This is a genomic window from Clostridioides sp. ZZV14-6153, assembly GCF_020657855.1.
Classification (GTDB): domain Bacteria; phylum Bacillota; class Clostridia; order Peptostreptococcales; family Peptostreptococcaceae; genus Clostridioides.
This window is the reverse complement of sequence record NZ_JAGWCZ010000009.1, coordinates 46,302-64,223: the sequence shown is the minus strand read 5'-3', so window position 1 is coordinate 64,223 and position 17,922 is coordinate 46,302. Positions and strand designations below refer to the sequence as shown.

The following is a 17,922-nucleotide window of genomic DNA, read 5'->3' as shown; positions in this document are numbered from 1 at the left end:
AATAAGGAGTATAAAATGAAAATCTTATTAGTTGAGGATGATTTAGAAATCAGCGAAATGTTAAGAACCTTTTTACTTTCTGAGGGTTTTGAAATCACTATTGCATATAATGGAGAAGATGCGTGTGTTAAGTTTGATGAAAAACAATTTGATATTATTTTATTGGATTTAATGATTCCTAAAATTAGTGGTATGGAAGTTATGCAATACATAAGACAGCGAAATATTGTTCCAATCATCATTATATCAGCTAAAGATTCTGATTCTGATAAAACATTAGGTTTAGGTTTAGGTGCTGATGATTATATTACCAAACCGTTTTCAGTTGCAGAAGTCTTAGCCCGTATAAAAGCCAATGTTCGAAGAACGCAACAATATTCTGCTATGTCAAACTTCACGCCTGTTATTGATAACAGTGTCCTTATATGCAGAGACCTAGTTATGAATTTGGATAATTACACTGTTCATAAAAATAAAAATAAAGTTGAACTTACTGCCAAAGAATTTGATATTTTAAAATTACTTTTACAAAATCCAAAGAGGGTTTATACCAAAGAGCAGATTTATTCACTAATCTGGAATGATGTATATTTTGGTGACGAAAATGCTGTCAATGTTCATATCAGCAGACTAAGAAACAAAATTGAAGATAATCCACGTTCTCCAAAATACATCATTACAGTGTGGGGAATTGGATATAAATTAGGAGGAGCATAATGAGTAGTTCAACGATTATTTTTTTTCTTTCTATTTGTGTAGTAATTTTAGTCATTATCGTTTTATACCAACAGTTCATTTTTCGAAAAGGAATACAAAAAAAGCTGAGGGAAATAAGCAATAGTCTGATAGATATCTTAGATACAAATAACGAAAAAAAAGTAATGATTTTTACAGATAATAAAGTTCTTATAGATTTAGTATCACAAATTAACCGCCTTTTGGAGGATTGTCAAAAAATCCGTGTAGACTTCCGACGTTCTGAAATTTCTTCAAAAAAAATGCTTTCTAATATATCCCATGACATTAAAACACCTATGACTGTCATATTAGGATATTTGGAAATCATACAACTAAATACCCACGAGGAAAATAAAATGCTTACAAAAGTAGAACAGAAAGCACAGAAAGTAATGGACTTGATTAATCAGTTCTTTACATTAGCAAAGCTAGAGGCTGGTGACACAGATATCGAGTTATTGAAAGTAAATATCAATGAATGTTGCCGTGAAAATATTTTAGATTTTTATGATTTACTTACACAAAAAAATTTTCAAGTGGCTATAGAAATTCCAGAAGAAATTATTTTTGTTCAAGGAAATAAAGATGCACTACAACGTATCCTATTCAATCTTATTTCTAATGCTATTAAGTATGGTTCAGACGGAAAATATTTAGGTATTTTTATCCATTCAGATAAAAAATATGTCTATATTGATGTGACAGACAAAGGAAAAGGTATTGAAAAGGCATTTGCTAAAACAGTTTTTGAACGTCTTTTTACAATGGAAGATTCCAGAAACAGAGATATTCAGGGAAATGGTCTTGGTTTAACAATTGCAAAAAATCTAGCCATTCAACTTGGAGGTGATATAATTCTGGATAGTGAGCCAAACATCCGTACTACATTTACTGTCAAATTAAGAAAACTATCATATTAAAATATCTACGAAAGAAATTCGTAAGATTTACTTAAGAGTTTTGAAAATCTATTTATCTATAATAAAAATTATCTAAGAAAGGGGGACACTTAAATGTCATATATTTTACAAACAAATCATCTTACTAAAGCTATTGACGAAAGGGGCATTGTCAGTAATGTCAACATTAATATTAAAAAGGGAGAAATATATGGATTTCTTGGTCCAAATGGAGCAGGTAAAACCACAATAATGAAAATGATTACTAATCTTTGGAAGCCCACAGATGGAACAATTGAGATTTTTGGTGAAAGACTTACCTCTTCATCTTATGAAGTTTTAAAACGTATGGGGAGTATCATTGAATTTCCTACATTTTATGATCATATGAGCGGCTTTGAAAACCTTAAATTACATTGTGAGTATATGGGATACTACAGCCCTAAAAGTATAGACAATGCATTAAAAATGTTAAATTTATCTGATGCATCTAACAAACCTGTTAAGAGTTATTCTTTAGGTATGAAACAACGTCTAGGAATTGCTCGTGCGGTTCTAAACAAACCAGAGTTGCTGATTTTGGATGAACCAACTAATGGTCTTGACCCTGCTGGCATAAAGCAAATTCGAGATTTGCTTAAAATGCTATGTACAGAATATGATATTACCATTATGATATCTACACATATACTTTCTGAAATTGAGAGTATTGCAGATACAATCGGTGTTATTAATCAAGGTAAAATGCTTAAAGAAATTTCTATGAAAGATATTTCAGAAATGAACACTACATATATAGAATTAAGTGTAAATGATATTAAGCGTGCTTCTTATCTACTAGCAGATAAATTGAATATAATTAATTTCAAGATTATAGATGAAAACAATATACGAATCTATGATAAGAATATTACAACACAAGATGTATCAAGAGAGTTAACGCTTGGTGGTGTAGATATAAGTGTTCTACATACAAAAATGGAGACTTTGGAAGATTACTTCCTGAAAATAACAGAGGGGGCTAATAAATAATGTTAAAGTTAATAAAATTAGAATGGAAAAAAATCATATAGAAAAATACATTAAAAATGTATTTATCTTAGCAATTATTCTTTGCCTATTTGTTTTTGCACTAGCATTTTTAGGAATTGCAAATGACCCTGAGTCTGGGATTCTTGATGCAGCTCCAGGAAATGATATTATATCTGCACCAATTGAACTTTTTACAAGTATGGCATTCTTAATTTTTACAAGTGTTATGCTATCTTCTTTTATTGTCAGTGCTTACAAAAACAAAACAATGAACCTAATGTTCTCTTATCCAATTAAACGTAAAAAAATTCTGCTTTCCCAAATATTAGCTGTCTGGATTTTTAATTTTGTGGCACTAATATTAACAAGACTTTTGATTTATGGTTGTATTTTATTAGGTTCTCAATTTATGACTTCTTCATTCTTAATAGATTTTAATATGGGAAGTTCATTATTCTATGTACAACTTATTTTAAAGTCGATTGTACTTGTCAGTATGAGCTTTATAGCACTATTTATTGGTATTATTAGCAAATCATCAAAAGCAACAATTATTACATCCTTTTTGTTAATATTTTTAACCCAAGCAAGTGTAGGAGATTTTACACTGGCAAATAATATGCTCTTTCCTGTTATTTTAACAGTTATATCTTTAGTTTTCGCTTTTCTTTCTATCCATAATGCAGAAACTAAAGATTTGATGTAGATATATCAATAATATCTCAATTTACATTATATTTTTATAATCCAAGTTCTATTTATTGCTTTAAATTTTCACAAAAAACTTTCATAAAATAAAAATATATTGATTGTATTTAGCTAAATAGGGCAATAAAATAATTAAGTATAATTAATTACATTTCAAACCCCATTAGTTTTATGTTAAAATTATCTTTATTATATTTGTTTACAGGAGGTTTATATTTGAATAATATTAATTCACTTAAAGTAATAAAATTATCTCTTGGATGCTCTCTTGCTATATCTATTGCTTGGCTGTTAAAATTAGAATACTCAATGGTCGCTGGAGTTATAGTACTACTTACAGTAAAGGACACTAAAAAAGAAACTCTTAAAGGCTCTATTGGAAAGGTTTATGGCTTTCTTTTATGTACTATTTTTTCCTATTTATGTTTTAATATTTTAGGATATAATTTAACTTCATTTTCAATATTTATATTCATAATTATACCGCTTTGTTTTTTATTAAAAATTCAAGATGTTATTGCCATGTGTGTAGTAATCGCATCCCATTACTTCCTCCAAGGAGAAACATCTATTAAATGGATTTTAAATGAAGCTGGAATATTTGCAATAGGTACTGGAATAGGTGTCATAATAAATATGTATATTCCAACAAATATACATAAAATCTATGAAGTTCAAAAAAAATTACAAGAAGAAGTGAGTATTGTGCTTATAGATATTGCTGATATTATTGTAAATCCTAAAAAAGAAAATAGGTTCAGTAGAGATTTATATACCTTAAATTCACTTATTGATAATAGTATTTCTGAAACTTATGATAATATTAATAATACTTTATTAAGTGATACTAAATTTTTCTTAGAACATATGGATATTATAAAAAGCCAACGGGATATCTTAGAAAACTTGTATAGTTATATATCTCAACTAAATTCTACTCCACCACAAGCTCATATTCTATCTGCTTTCATACATAAGATAGGTTATACTGAATTTGAAGCCGAAACAGGGAATCTTCTTCTTGAAGAATTGGGCAGGTTAATGCTTAGTATGCAAAATCAACCTCTACCTGTTGATAGAACAGAATTTGAAAATAGAGCTATTTTATTCTTTTGCTTAACTGAATTAAAACAGTTTTTAATTAATCGTAGACGTGCTCAAGTTCTTAGAGATAATAATTTTTATAAATAGTATTATGAATCAAAAACAGGTAGATTATCTACCTGTTTTTGATTCATAATACTATTTCAAATTATATTTTAAAGTAAAAATACTACTATATTTTTCATATTTAAAATGAATTCACTATTTCTATTAATCTAATTATCTAGATTTAAATAATCTGATATATCATAAAAATGAATATTAAAAATTGTATAAACACCATTCTCTGAGTACACATCAATCTTATGCCCTAAATTATCCAACATCTTTTTTGCAAAATATAGTCCCATTCCAGTAGATTTATACAATCTATTCCTTCCATTTGTTCCTGTAAATCCTTTATCAAAAACTCTACATATATCCTCTTCATTTATACCAATGCCATAATCTTTTATAGATAACACTACTCCGTTTTCTAATGGTTTTGCATTAAATTCAATTTTACCAACTTCTTTTGAGTATTTTATAGCATTATTAATAATTTGGTCTAAAATATATGCTATACATTTAGAATCCGTGTAAACAGTATAATTTAAGTTGCTTAAATTAACTTCAATATTGTTTTTTATGAGTAAAAACGAGTTATTCTTTATAGAGGATTTTATTAATTTTTCTAAATTAACTTTATTCATAAATATGTCCTCAAACATACTATTACTTCTACTACTATATAAAATAGAATTTACTAAAAAGTTTATTTTTGCAATTTGATTCTTAATATCTATACTATCTTCTATATTATTTAATCTATCTGTAATTATACTCAAAGATGATATTGGAATCTTTATTTCATGAACCCATTTAGCTATGTATTCATCCAATTCTTTTAGAGATTGTTTATAATTTTTTGTATCATCATTGTTCTTTGATTTCAAATTTTCAATAATATCTCTTATGATATTTTCTTCAAAGGATTGTCCACTAATCAAGTAGTTGTCTATATCATCATTATTTTCTAAACACTTACATAAATCTTTATAGCTATTTTTAAAGTTTATATAATCTACAATAAAAAATACTATTATTATGAGTAAAGCTAAAAAATCTAAGTATATTAACTCTGCATATTGATTCTCAAATATATTTATAGCAAATAAGTAAATATTTATTATACTAATGATAATTAAAAAAAGTACAATATACTTGAATCTGTCTTTTAAATATTTTACTATCATTATATTGTATATCCTATTCCTTTTTTAGTTTTTATAAAATCATCAAACCCTAACTCTTTAATTTTACTTCTTAGCCTATTCATATTTACTGTAAGAGCATTATCTGTAACAAACTCATCATTATCCCATAAAGTCATCATAAGACTTTCTCTTAATACAACTTTATTTTTATTTTTTAATAATAAAGTTAAAATTTTTATTTCATTTTTAGTCAATTCTATATCTTTTTCCTTGTACTTGTTCTTTATGATTCCTTTTCCCACATCAAACATCAAATCTTTGTAGTATAGAACACTATTAGAGTCGCTATAATTGTAAGTTCTTCTTATTATCCCATTTATTTTGGTAACCAATATATCTATAGAAAATGGTTTTGTAATATAATCATCTCCTCCATTATTTATTCCCATTATTAAATCCATATCAGAATCTCTTGATGAAAGGAATATTATTGGAACATTTGAAACAGACCTTATTTTCTCACACCAGTAAAATCCATTATACAGTGGTAAATTTACATCCAAAAGTACTACATCTGGTTTTTTATCTATAAATTCTTCTAAAATCAGTTCAAATTTATCAATTACTTCTACTTTAAATCCCCATCTTTCTAATGCCAAAGCAATTTCTTTTGATAAATCAATATCATCTTCTATTAATAAAATTTTATACATTTATGTAATCTCCATTATTTTAATATTTTCTTATAATATAAATTATCTCTATCATATCATATTTTGTATACATTTATTAGTCAAACGACTTAGACCTAATTAATAAGGGGCTGTCTCAAAATAGATATAAGCCTCTTTTTCATTGTTGAAATGATGAAAATATATTTGATTTTATACAAAAAAGAGTGCCTCATGAACTAAAAAGTTCATTTTGAGACACCCCCTTTATTTTAATAGATTTGTTGATTAATTTTCGTATATTACCTTCTTAAACTTATTAACAGATACTGCTCCATATATTATAAATATTATTAAGCATATTACTAAGCTCAATATATATATACTAAATAAATCAGCCATTAATAAATTGCCTGCTAGTCTTAATGCAAAGTAACTTGATATTGTTGCACTTAACATTGGTAAAGTATAAAATATGGCTACTTCTTTAAATACAGCTTTATTTATTTCTTTTTCTGTCGTTCCTATCTTTAATAAAGTTTTATATTTATCTCTATCTTCATAAGCATCACTATATATTTTCATGTATATTATACTTCCAGCCACAAGCGTAAATACTAAAAATAAAAATACAAGCACTACATATGCAAATTTCATCCATTGACTTTCGTTCTGAGCTTTATATCCATTTCTCATGTAGCCACTTTGCATACTTAAATTTTTTTCAATATTATCAAACATCTTTTGGCTATTTTCTTCATCAGATACTTTTGCTCCATAGAAATATATTGGTTGTCCTTTGTCTTTTAACTTAGAGTAGATGTTATCATTCACTACTATAATACTGTCATTAATCCCTGTTCCTAATACTGGTACTTTTACTTCCCCTTTTGTAATATTATATACTTGTCCATCAATGTTCACACTGGTTTCTTTTTTAGCTAATGTTACTATCGTTTGAGGACTTTTTAACTGTATTACATTATTTCCTTTAACTAGTTTTTCGCCATACTCTTTTAATTCTTCCTCATTTCCATTTACTTTAAGAGTATTGTAAAAATCACTGTATTTCATTATTGTATTTAATTTATCATAATCATTTTTGCTATCTGGATTTTCTAAAGCAATTAGTTCTGGATTTACTGAATACCTTATATTATTAGTGTCTTTGATTATATCTTCTATTTGTTTTCTGTTTACTTCATTTCTATCTGTTGAAACTATACTAACAGTATATACATTTCTTTGTTCTTGAGCATTTTGTTGTAGATGTTTTATAGCAACTGATGCACCAAGGGTTGATATTGTAGTAGTTATAATTATAGCTATTATAGAGTAAGTTTTATAGTTTTTATTTAATCTGTAATTTATATTGTTTATAGCAATTATATTATTTCCATTAAATAATACTTTTTTATTTTTCATTATCATATGAAATACAACAGGCATAACTGATTTAAATAGACCATAAGTACCTATTATTATTATAACTATAACTGCCATTACACTAGTTATGTTTCCAGAGCGTATATCCATAGAAAGATAATAACCACATCCTAATACTAAAGTTGATATTATGGCTAATATGTATAATCCTATTCCTACTTTTGGTATTTTGTCTTGCTTCTTAGATGTGTTAATTAGGTTTATTACACTACTTCTACATATTGTTACAAAACCTTTTATAGTCATTATCATAAATATAGAAATAAATATCAAACTGGCATACATTATAGCTTTGATACTAAGCCCATTGGATACATTTATATCAAATCCAGATAATTTTATTATCACTACCTGGAAAAATCTAGATGTTATTATCCCTATAAGTATTCCTGTTATACAAGAGCTTATTCCTATAAGCATATTTTCTACAAAATATATTTTTCCTATAGTATATAAATCCAACCCCATAAAAGATAGTATTCCTATTTCTTTTGACCTATTTTTAAAGAATATATTTGTTGCATACCATATAAAGAAAAATAAAAATACTGATAATATTATTATTACAGATATTAACACTGATAATGTGAATTTCTGATTTTCTCCTTGCAGTACATTTATGGCATCACCATATCTTAGTAATTCAAAATTAGTCAGTACAACTACTGAAAAGACCATAGATATAAAAAATGCCAAATAAGTTCTTATATTACTTTTAAAATTATTATAAGCAATCCCAAGTACACTCACTTACATTTCACCTCCCATAGAGGCCAACATATCCATAATTTTTCCATAAAATTCTTTTCTACTACTTCCTTTATTTAATTTACACTTTATAGTTCCATCATTTATCATATATACTTCATTTGAATAACTTGCTGTTAGAGGGTCATGTGTAATCATTATAATAGTAGCATTATTTTCTTTATTTATCCTTTCTAATGAGTTTAAAAGTTCATAAGCTGATTTAGAATCTAAAGCACCTGTTGGTTCATCTGCAAATACTACTGCTGGGTTTGTAATTAGTGACCTTGCTGCTGCACCTCTTTGTTTTTGACCACCTGATAATTGGTATGGATATTTATCTAAATGATTTTCTAATCCAAATTTTTTGGATATAGAAAATACCTTATCTTCAATTTCTTTACTTTTCTTTTTCCCTAACGCCAGGGGAAGTGCTATATTATTCATGAGTGTCATATTATCTAGTAAGTTATAGTCTTGAAATATAAATCCTATTTTTTCTCTTCTTAATTTTGATAGTTCATTATTTTTTACTTTCGATATATCAATCCCATCGAGTATTATTTCTCCTGAGGTTTGTTTGTCAAGTGTAGACATTAGATTAAGTAATGTTGTTTTGCCTGCACCTGATGGCCCCATTATTGCTATAAAATCACCTTCATTAACTGTAAGAGATATACTTTTTAGTACATTTGTTTTAAATCCTTTTATACCATAATCTTTTGATATATTCTTTATTTTTAATATTTCTTTCATAATTAATAACCTCCGTTTGCTCACTTCTTAGTATATCTTCATTTTAAAGGTTTTGTACGGTTAAATCCTTATGTAAATATTACATTTTGCCTACCAATATTACACTTTTGTAACATAGAAAGGTTATTAATAAATATGTTTCTTAAATTTTTACTTATATTAATTTTTTAATGCTGAAAATGCCATTTCCTTATTAAATACTCATCATATATATTTATTTTATTTTTATATTCAATACTTCTAAATGCTTTGCTTATATTATTTTATTATTTTCTGTCATTTTAGATTTAAAATATAATTTTTAGCATCCTCAAAGTTATCAAATATTCTAAAATTGTTTGATTTATTTAACTCTAACATTAATTCTGAAAATCTTTTATTTATCTTATTTTCATCACTTTGCCAGAATGTAAAATCAACTTTCAACCATTTTGGTTCCAAGACATTTCTAAAAATATCACTAATTTTACTTAATGCAATTTCAGCATTAGGATATTTTATAACCTGTAACATTTGTAATCCCTGATATATATTCTGTTGCTCCTCTTTAGATAACAATGATTTGTCGAGAGCATATCCGTCTATTAGCGATATTCCCCCACCTGTTCCCTTTGTAGATATGATAGGTATTCCGGCAATAGACAGAGTATTGATATCGCGGTATATTGTTCTTGTTGATACATTAAAATAATTTGCCAATTCTTTAGCCGTTATATGTTCACGATTGACTATATAAAAAAACATTTGTACTAATTTCCTCCTTTCTGTTGCCATATGAAAACGCCACCTATAGTCTCTACTTAGGTGGCGTTATTCACTGGTTGGAAATCTATTTTTACTTGTTCTTATATATTTGCCTTGGTCAAGTGATGGGAGTAATATAACTTCTCAAACCATTGATTTTTTAATTCTATTCTCTCCAGCATAAAGTAATATTTAATTGTTATTTAATAATTGATATTTTCAAGCTTTAGTACCCTTTTTATACTGTTATCATCTTTAAAATTTATCGTTCTTTTACAGTCTTTTACTTTAAACTCAGGAATAGTTTTAAATTCTTCATCACATATTCCATCTTTGTTTAAATACATACAACTTGACATTCTAACTATTAAACCACTATTTTTTAACTCAAACAACACAGGGTCTATTCCTCCACCATCACCTCCAGTAGTTTCTCCTACTAAAGTTGCAAGCTTAGTCTCTTTACAAAACATAGAAAACGACTCTGATGATGAATATACTTTTTCGTCTATAAGTAAGTATATATTACCTTGAAATTTTAAATCATTATTAGTATTTATAGTATAAGAAGTCTTTTCAAAATCACTAAAATTTTTTAAAGTTTCTTCTGGTGCATTTTTCTTTACACCTACTGGTAGATTTTCTATAGGCTCTAATTTTATATTTCTTGCATTGGTATATTTTTTTACTATTTTGTTATTATTTCTATAGAGCCTATAACCCTCTATTTTTATATCATTTTTTATAAGTTTAGATACAATTCCTTTCCAATACCTGTCACTTCCGCCTGAATTTCCTCTTATATCAATAATTAAAACTTGATGTTTTTCTAAATTATTAATATAATCTCCTATCATTTTTAAATCCTTATCTATTGACCCATTTTGTGGCGACATTGCAGGTAAATACATGTATCCAACCTTGCCTTTAATTATATCTTCTAAAATTAGTTCTTTTTTCACAAAAATATCATTTGGTATTTTTATCTTAGTATTTATAGAATCATATCTATCTACAACTTTTTTATCATTAAGAAAGTCATACCAATTATTATTAGAGTATGATTTTTTAAAAAGTTCATATCGGTTTTTATTATCTATTAATTCAGTATGTTTATTGTTTAATTCAGATAATATAGATGACATTTCTTCTATAAATTCTTCATCACTTTCAGTATTTTTAATTTTTTTTATATACTTATCCTCATTTTCTAACCAGTCAATATTATTAAGTCTCTTATTTACATCTAAGTAAGGATACCCCGTTTTTATAACATTATATACATATTTAAAGTCATCTACCTTTTCTTTCTCAGATAGTTGCTTCTTTTGGGAATAAGTAGAATTACCTAGTAAAATTATAGATATACAAATAATTCCTAAAAACAATATTTTCTTTTTCATATAATTCTCATCAACTTTCCAGCTTCATATTTTAATATATTATATTATTATAAATATTTAGAGTAATACTTATATATTATATTTCATTATAATTTATATATCCATAAATATATTTTAAATTTATTATTCTATAGTTTTATCAAAGGAATTCTAATCTGTATTTATATATTAATAAACAAATTAATAATAACTTTTGCCACTAACTTTTAACTGTACACAATGTATTTCTATATAACAAAAAATATTTAGATATATATTTATATAATCTTTATTAGTGTAACCACTTATCTCATTATATATATATTTCTCAAAACTACTAACTAAAACAAACATCATTCAAAATTATTGTAAATAAAAACGTAGGAAGATTTATCTAACAAAAATCTCCCTACGTTCTTATTTACCCTATTTTCCTTTTTAGTTATTCTTCATCTAATACTGTTATCCATATTTTCTTTATGTAAAGCAACTCCACTAGCAACTATACATATATAGCTTCTTGATAAGTTTATTATAGCTTATTTTTTACTTAGTGTTATATATCTTTTATCTCAAAGGTATTTGAAAACTCACTATAAATAGAAAATCTTTCAGACAATTTTTTACTGATAAAGAATGCTCTTATTTATATTTTTTTAATAAAAACTATAGAATACTCCATAGTTTTTATTTAATCATCTAAGATTTATAACAATACAACTACTTGTTACAAATTGTATCAACTTCATATATATACCTATTAAGCATATTTTCTAACATTTCTTGTCTTCCCGACTTATTCTTTATAGTTGGCATTTGTAGTGCATAAGCTTCTAAATCCTTAAATCCAACCTTACCTTCTACTATGTCTTTACCTATACCTTCACTAAAGCTTCTATATCTATCTTTAGTAAAGTTTTCAAATACCTCATCCTCTAATAATTTATGAGCTATCAATAATCCTTTTGCAAATGTATCCATTCCTGCAATATAAGCTAAGAATAAATCTTCTACTTCAAAAGATGCTCTTCTTACTTTAGAGTCAAAGTTAAATCCACCTGGTGCTATTCCACCTTGTTTTAACACTTCATACATTGCAAGGGTTGCATCATATATGTTTGTTGGAAATTGGTCTGTATCCCATCCTAATAATAAATCTCCTTGATTTGCATCGACACTTCCTAAAACATTGTTTATTCTAGCTATATTTAATTCATGTTGGAAAGTATGACCTGCCAGTGTTGCATGGTTTGCTTCTATATTCAACTTGAAATATTTATCTAAATTGTACTTTCTTAAGAATCCTAAAACTGTAGCAGTATCAAAATCATATTGATGTTTAGTAGGCTCCTTTGGCTTAGGTTCTATTAAGAATTGTCCAGTAAATCCAATTTCTTTAGCATAATCTACAGCCATTTTTAGAAATCTTGCAAAGTTATCCATTTCAAGTTCTGTATTAGTATTAAGTAAAGTTTCATAACCTTCTCTTCCACCCCAGAATACAAAGTTTTCTCCACCTAAATGCTTAGTCACTTCCATAGCCTTTTTCACTTGAGCTGCTGCATAAGCATAAACATCAGCATTACAAGTTGTAGATGCCCCATGAACAAATCTTGGATTGCCAAACATATTAGCAGTTCCCCATAACAACTTTATGTCTGTTTCTTTCATTTTAAGTTTTATGTACTCAACTATTTCATCTAATATTTTATTTGTTTCAGCTAAATCTTTTCCTTCTGGAGCTATATCTCTATCATGGAAACAGAAATACTCAATTCCCATCTTAGTCATAAATTCAAATCCTGCATCAACTTTAAACTTTGCTATTTCCATTGGATTTGTCATGTTATTCCAAGGTCTATCTACTGTACCTACTCCAAATGGGTCGTTACTTTCTCCACATAAAGTATGCCAGTAACTCATTGCAAACCTTAAGTGCTCTTTCATAGCCTTATTGCCTACTACTTGTTCAGGATTGTAGTATCTAAATGCTAACTCATTGTTAGATTTTGGTCCTTCAAATTTTATCTGTCCTATTCCTTCAAATATCTCACTCATTTTATATCCTCCCAATGTTTTACACACATGATATATGTAATATTTTTTCTTAATTTAAAATTATCTTTTATTTTTATCTTTATCTTCATTTTTAAGCTGTTTTAATTATTTATCTTTAAAATTAACTGCTTCATCTAATAACTTAAAATCTTCTTTCAAAGATTTATATATTTTTTTATACAATTTGTGATATCTCTTGTATATGTCCACACTTTCACTTATTGGCTCTAATTTAGTTGAAGCTTTTATTATAATATCACAAGCTTTTTGTACATTTTCGTATATTCCAGCTCCTACTAATGCAAGAATTGCCACTCCAAGTGCTGGTCCTTCACTTGAGTTTATAGTATATACATCTTGATTAAACATATCTGCCTGCATCTGTCTCCAGACTTTACTTTTACCTCCTCCACCAGAGGCCCTTACTTCATTAACTTCTATATTAAGACTTTGTATTATATCCATACAGTCTTTTAAACTGTATGAAACACCCTCCATAATTGCTCTTGCCATTTCTTTTTTAGAGTGCATTGGAGATAATCCAAAGAACACTCCTCTAGCATAAGGGTCAAGATAAGGAGTCCTCTCTCCCATCATATATGGTAAGTAAAGTAATCCATTACATCCTGATGGCACCTGACTTACTTGCCCATTTATAATTTCATATACATCTTTCTCTAAAGATTTTGAAATTTCTATTTCTATTTGGCAGAAATTATCCTTAAACCATTTTAATGATAATCCTGCTCCTTGAGTAACGCCCATAACATGCCATGTATTTGGTACTGCGTGACAGAAAGTATGAACTCTACCTTCTTTATCAATTTTAGGTTCTTTTGTATATGCAAATACCACCCCTGATGTGCCAATAGTAGATGAAACTACACCTTCTTCAACTATTCCATTTCCTATAGCTCCTGCTGCTTGGTCTCCAGCTCCACCTACAACTATTGTTCCTTCCTTAAGTCCTGTTAAGTTTGCTACCTCTTTAGTCACATATCCTGTAATTTCTTGAGATTCATAAACTTTACCTAAGAGGTTTTTATCTATATTTAACTTTTCAAGTACTTCATCACTCCAATTTCTTTTACTTATATCAAGTAACTGCATACCACTTGCATCTGATACTTCTGTAGCATACTCTCCTGTCAACTTGTATCTTATATAATCTTTTGGAAGAAGTATTTTATTAGTATTTTCGTAAATATCAGGTTCATTATTTCTAACCCATAATATTTTTGATGCTGTAAAACCTGTAAGTGCTGGATTAGCAGTTATTTCAATTAATCTTTCTTTTCCCACTAAATCAGTTATCTCTTCACATTCTTTTATTGTACGTTGGTCACACCATATTATAGAGTTTCTTAATGTATTACCTTCTTTATCTAGCATAACTAGACCATGCATCTGTCCTGATAATCCAATTCCTTTTATATATTCACTACTTATACTTGAACTTTGAATTACATGTCTTATAGATTCTACTACAGCTTCCCACCAGTCATTAGCATCCTGCTCTGCCCAGCCTGATTTCTCTTGTATAAGAGGATATTCATATGTACAGCTTTCTATAGTATTTCCTAGTTTATCAAATAAGACAGTTTTAGTACCTGATGTACCAATATCTACACCTAATACATACTCCAATTTAATCCCTCCTTGAGATAGTGCTTAAAATTATCGTTTTCCTATTCCAATTTTTTTATATTTAGATATATTTTACTTGCTTTATTTTTGTTAGTATATTAAACTAACTTATGAACTAATAATAAAATATTTAATTATCTTTGTCAATGCAAAATAACCTTTTATTTTTAACTAAAAAGTATTACAATATTATTTTAAGGAGGAATATCAAATTGGTTACTGATAAATACACTATTCGAGAAATGAACGAAAGATTGGTACTTGAACAAATTATAAAAAATCAGCCTATTTCTAGGGCGAGTATCGCGTCTACCATAGGATTAAACAAAGCAACTATATCCGCTATTACCAAAAAGCTTATTGATGAATCTCTAGTCCATGAAATAGGAATTGGAAATAGCACTCATAGTGGTGGAAGAAAACCCATACTTTTAGTATTTAATAAATGTGCAGGTATTTCTTTAAGTATGGATATTGGATATGACTATATATTTTCTTCTTTATCTTATTTAGATGGAACTATTATAAAGTCAAAGAATTTGACAGATATACAGATAAATAAAGATAATGTCATACAACTAATAGATGAAGTCATAAATAGTTATAATATATCCAAAATAGACACTCCTTATAATGTAATAGGATTCACTCTGGCTATACATGGGATTACTTGTGAAAATAAAATACTGTTCACTCCATATTATAATCTTAATGAGATTGATTTATATAGTATCCTTAGTGAAAAATACGACTTCCCTATTCATATAGAAAATGAGGCAAACTTAACAGCTTTAGCTGAGAGTACTTTCTCAACTGTACATAATTCACTACTTAGTCTTAGTATTCACAGTGGATTTGGTTCAGGCATTATAATAAATAATAAATTATATAGTGGTAGAAATGGTATGAGTGGCGAAATTGGTCACACTATTATCATGCCTAATGGTAAACCCTGCCCTTGTGGAAACCTTGGATGTTTAGAACAATATTGTTCAGAGAAAAAAGTATTTGAACAACTTTCTACTTTAGAAAATATCCCTAAGATGGATTCTAATATGGTAAAACAGCTATACTATGCAAATAATCAAAATGCTAAAAAAGTTATTCAGGATTTTTGCAGTTACTTATCAATAGCTATAAATAACGCTATTGCAACTTATGCTCCTGAGATAATCTATTTAAATAGCCAAATAATTAGAGATATACCTGAGATATTACAGATTACAAAAGATATGTTAGTTAGTTCTTTTAACAAAGGTATAAATATAGAAATTTCATCATTAGGGTCTGAGGCATCTCTATATGGTGGTTCTGCTGTAAATATTAAGAGCTTTTTAAATATACAAAATTTAACTTTGATGAACGAAATAAATGAAAAAATAGCTGTACTATAATATTAAATAATCTGTGAACTAGCTTATTTAAGCTAGTTACATTTTTTAATATCTAAGTGAATCGATACCTATTATTTTTACTACAAATGTAATAGAACACTAGAAAAGACAACTACATCTAAATCAACATTTACAACAGATGAATCACTTCATAAGTCACTTTATTTAATAGCTTCAAGATTATATATAAGTGAATTCAAAGTTTTAGAACCTGACCTAAAGTATTAAATCGATTAAATATTCATCTTAATGAAATATTAGTTACAGTCATTATTAAAGTCAAAAAAATTAAGAATAGCTTTATATAGATGCTATTTTTATAAAAATAGTAATAATCTTAAATAAGGGTTATGACTACATAGCCATAACCCCTTTAAAGTATAAATTCTAAAATTAAATTTATTCTGGAGTTTACACAAGATTATTTATATTCTCTTTCTCAGAAGTTGTACATTAATTAAATATTAATATGAGATTTCTATTCATCATCAGCTAATAAATTCATTGTAGGTTCAACTATAGAAATATTGTCTTTACCTATCTTCTCTAACTTTACTGCTAGTTCTTTTGCATCTGAAAAAGCTGATTCAATAACCATACCTAAATTTAGCCCTGAAATGATTTTAATTCTACTATCACTATTGGCTTCTAATAAAGCGGCATTGCATGGCGTCCCACCGATTAAATCTACCATTATAATTATTTCTGAACTTTCTTTATATACTTCTAAAGCTTTTTTTAGTTTTTTTATTGTTCCTTCAATTCCATCATCTTGCTTCATATTTACTGTAGGATAGTCTACAGAGTCCCCTATTATCATTTTAGCAACATTCAAAACTTCTTCAGCCATATTTCCATGACTCATCAAAATAATACTATTCACTTTAATACACCTCTCTAATTTTATAAAATATCTACAAGATAAGTTTTCTTATCATCAGGCGTCATTATAGTTGTAATTTCAATTCCTTCATCTAGGAGTTTTCTAAATGCTTCTTTCTCTTCTTCAGTAACACTGATATTAGGTTTTAACACAGTTGTATTCTTTCTACTTGACATATTTCCAACATTTATATTATGTATCTTTAATCCTGCTTCTATAAACGGAATAAGGTCAACAGGAGACTTTACAATTAACAATACATTTTGTCCTTCATACTTACCAGCAGTAATATTTTTTATAGCAGTTTCTTCTGTAATTATAGATGATGCTATTCCCGCAGGTGTCGCCATTCTTAGAACTTGTTTTTGAACAGAATTATTGGCTACTACGTCATTTACTACCATTAATCTTGTAACGCCTAATTTATTACTCCACATAGTTGCAACTTGACCATGAATTAAACGGTCATCTATACGAATATTTTTAATTCCTTTCATTTCCATATCTAATATCACCC

Annotated in this window: 16 protein-coding genes; 6 read left to right on the top strand and 10 right to left on the bottom strand. The window is 27.4% G+C overall.

Annotation, left to right across the window (positions count from 1 at the left end; genetic code table 11):
• Nucleotides 1-15: 15 nt before the first annotated feature.
• From KGF46_RS12225 to KGF46_RS12205, 5 genes are all read left to right on the top strand, one after another.
• Entirely contained in the window at nt 16-717 is a 702-nt protein-coding gene (locus KGF46_RS12225) for a response regulator transcription factor (protein WP_227842829.1), read from the top strand.
• Nucleotides 717-1,658 carry an ATP-binding protein gene (locus KGF46_RS12220; RefSeq protein WP_227862001.1) on the top strand — a complete coding sequence of 314 codons (942 nt, stop codon included), beginning with the start codon at nt 717-719 and terminating at the stop codon, nt 1,656-1,658. The genes KGF46_RS12225 and KGF46_RS12220 overlap by 1 nt, the downstream gene beginning before the upstream one ends.
• Nucleotides 1,659-1,751: 93 nt before the next feature.
• Nucleotides 1,752-2,669: an ATP-binding cassette domain-containing protein gene (locus tag KGF46_RS12215; protein ID WP_227862000.1), complete on the top strand. Its 918-nt coding sequence runs from the start codon at nt 1,752-1,754 to the stop codon at nt 2,667-2,669.
• 22 nt (nt 2,670-2,691) lie between these two features.
• On the top strand, nt 2,692-3,375 hold the full coding sequence (locus KGF46_RS12210; RefSeq protein WP_227842826.1) for an ABC transporter permease: 684 nt from the start codon (nt 2,692-2,694) through the stop codon (nt 3,373-3,375).
• Between the two features lie 218 nt (nt 3,376-3,593).
• On the top strand, nt 3,594-4,568 hold the full coding sequence (locus tag KGF46_RS12205; RefSeq protein ID WP_227830052.1) for an aromatic acid exporter family protein: 975 nt from the start codon (nt 3,594-3,596) through the stop codon (nt 4,566-4,568).
• Between the two features lie 128 nt (nt 4,569-4,696).
• On the opposite strand, the gene KGF46_RS12200 is transcribed toward KGF46_RS12205, so the two are convergent.
• The 8 genes from KGF46_RS12200 to xylB form a co-directional block, all read right to left on the bottom strand.
• Nucleotides 4,697-5,716 carry a sensor histidine kinase gene (locus tag KGF46_RS12200; protein WP_227842825.1) on the bottom strand — a complete coding sequence of 340 codons (1,020 nt, stop codon included), beginning with the start codon at nt 5,714-5,716 and terminating at the stop codon, nt 4,697-4,699.
• Nucleotides 5,716-6,390 (bottom strand): response regulator transcription factor, encoded by a 675-nt coding sequence (locus tag KGF46_RS12195; RefSeq protein WP_227830054.1) that lies wholly within the window; start codon nt 6,388-6,390, stop codon nt 5,716-5,718. Before KGF46_RS12195 ends, KGF46_RS12200 begins: the two co-directional genes overlap by 1 nt.
• A gap of 246 nt (nt 6,391-6,636) precedes the next feature.
• Nucleotides 6,637-8,544: an FtsX-like permease family protein gene (locus KGF46_RS12190; RefSeq protein ID WP_227842824.1), complete on the bottom strand. Its 1,908-nt coding sequence runs from the start codon at nt 8,542-8,544 to the stop codon at nt 6,637-6,639.
• Nucleotides 8,545-9,297 carry an ABC transporter ATP-binding protein gene (locus tag KGF46_RS12185; RefSeq protein WP_227830056.1) on the bottom strand — a complete coding sequence of 251 codons (753 nt, stop codon included), beginning with the start codon at nt 9,295-9,297 and terminating at the stop codon, nt 8,545-8,547.
• A gap of 276 nt (nt 9,298-9,573) precedes the next feature.
• The gene (locus KGF46_RS12180; protein ID WP_227842823.1) at nt 9,574-10,071 is read right to left on the bottom strand and encodes an HTH domain-containing protein; all 498 of its coding nucleotides are present in this window, start codon (nt 10,069-10,071) and stop codon (nt 9,574-9,576) included.
• A gap of 173 nt (nt 10,072-10,244) precedes the next feature.
• Nucleotides 10,245-11,444 (bottom strand): S41 family peptidase, encoded by a 1,200-nt coding sequence (locus KGF46_RS12175; protein WP_227861999.1) that lies wholly within the window; start codon nt 11,442-11,444, stop codon nt 10,245-10,247.
• Nucleotides 11,445-12,143: 699 nt separating this feature from the next.
• Nucleotides 12,144-13,481, bottom strand: coding sequence for a xylose isomerase (xylA, locus tag KGF46_RS12170; RefSeq protein WP_227861168.1), 1,338 nt, complete (start codon nt 13,479-13,481; stop codon nt 12,144-12,146).
• 105 nt (nt 13,482-13,586) lie between these two features.
• The gene (gene xylB / locus KGF46_RS12165) at nt 13,587-15,134 is read right to left on the bottom strand and encodes a xylulokinase (RefSeq protein WP_413841437.1); all 1,548 of its coding nucleotides are present in this window, start codon (nt 15,132-15,134) and stop codon (nt 13,587-13,589) included.
• 206 nt (nt 15,135-15,340) lie between these two features.
• On the opposite strand from xylB, the gene KGF46_RS12160 reads away from it, so the two are divergent.
• Nucleotides 15,341-16,522, top strand: a complete 1,182-nt coding sequence (locus KGF46_RS12160) for an ROK family protein (protein ID WP_227838935.1) — start codon at nt 15,341-15,343, stop codon at nt 16,520-16,522.
• A 478-nt stretch (nt 16,523-17,000) separates the two neighbouring features.
• On the opposite strand, the gene KGF46_RS12155 is transcribed toward KGF46_RS12160, so the two are convergent.
• Nucleotides 17,001-17,405 carry a PTS sugar transporter subunit IIA gene (locus tag KGF46_RS12155; RefSeq protein ID WP_227861169.1) on the bottom strand — a complete coding sequence of 135 codons (405 nt, stop codon included), beginning with the start codon at nt 17,403-17,405 and terminating at the stop codon, nt 17,001-17,003.
• A gap of 20 nt (nt 17,406-17,425) precedes the next feature.
• On the bottom strand, nt 17,426-17,908 hold the full coding sequence (locus tag KGF46_RS12150; protein ID WP_227861998.1) for a PTS sugar transporter subunit IIB: 483 nt from the start codon (nt 17,906-17,908) through the stop codon (nt 17,426-17,428).
• Nucleotides 17,909-17,922 lie beyond the last annotated feature (14 nt).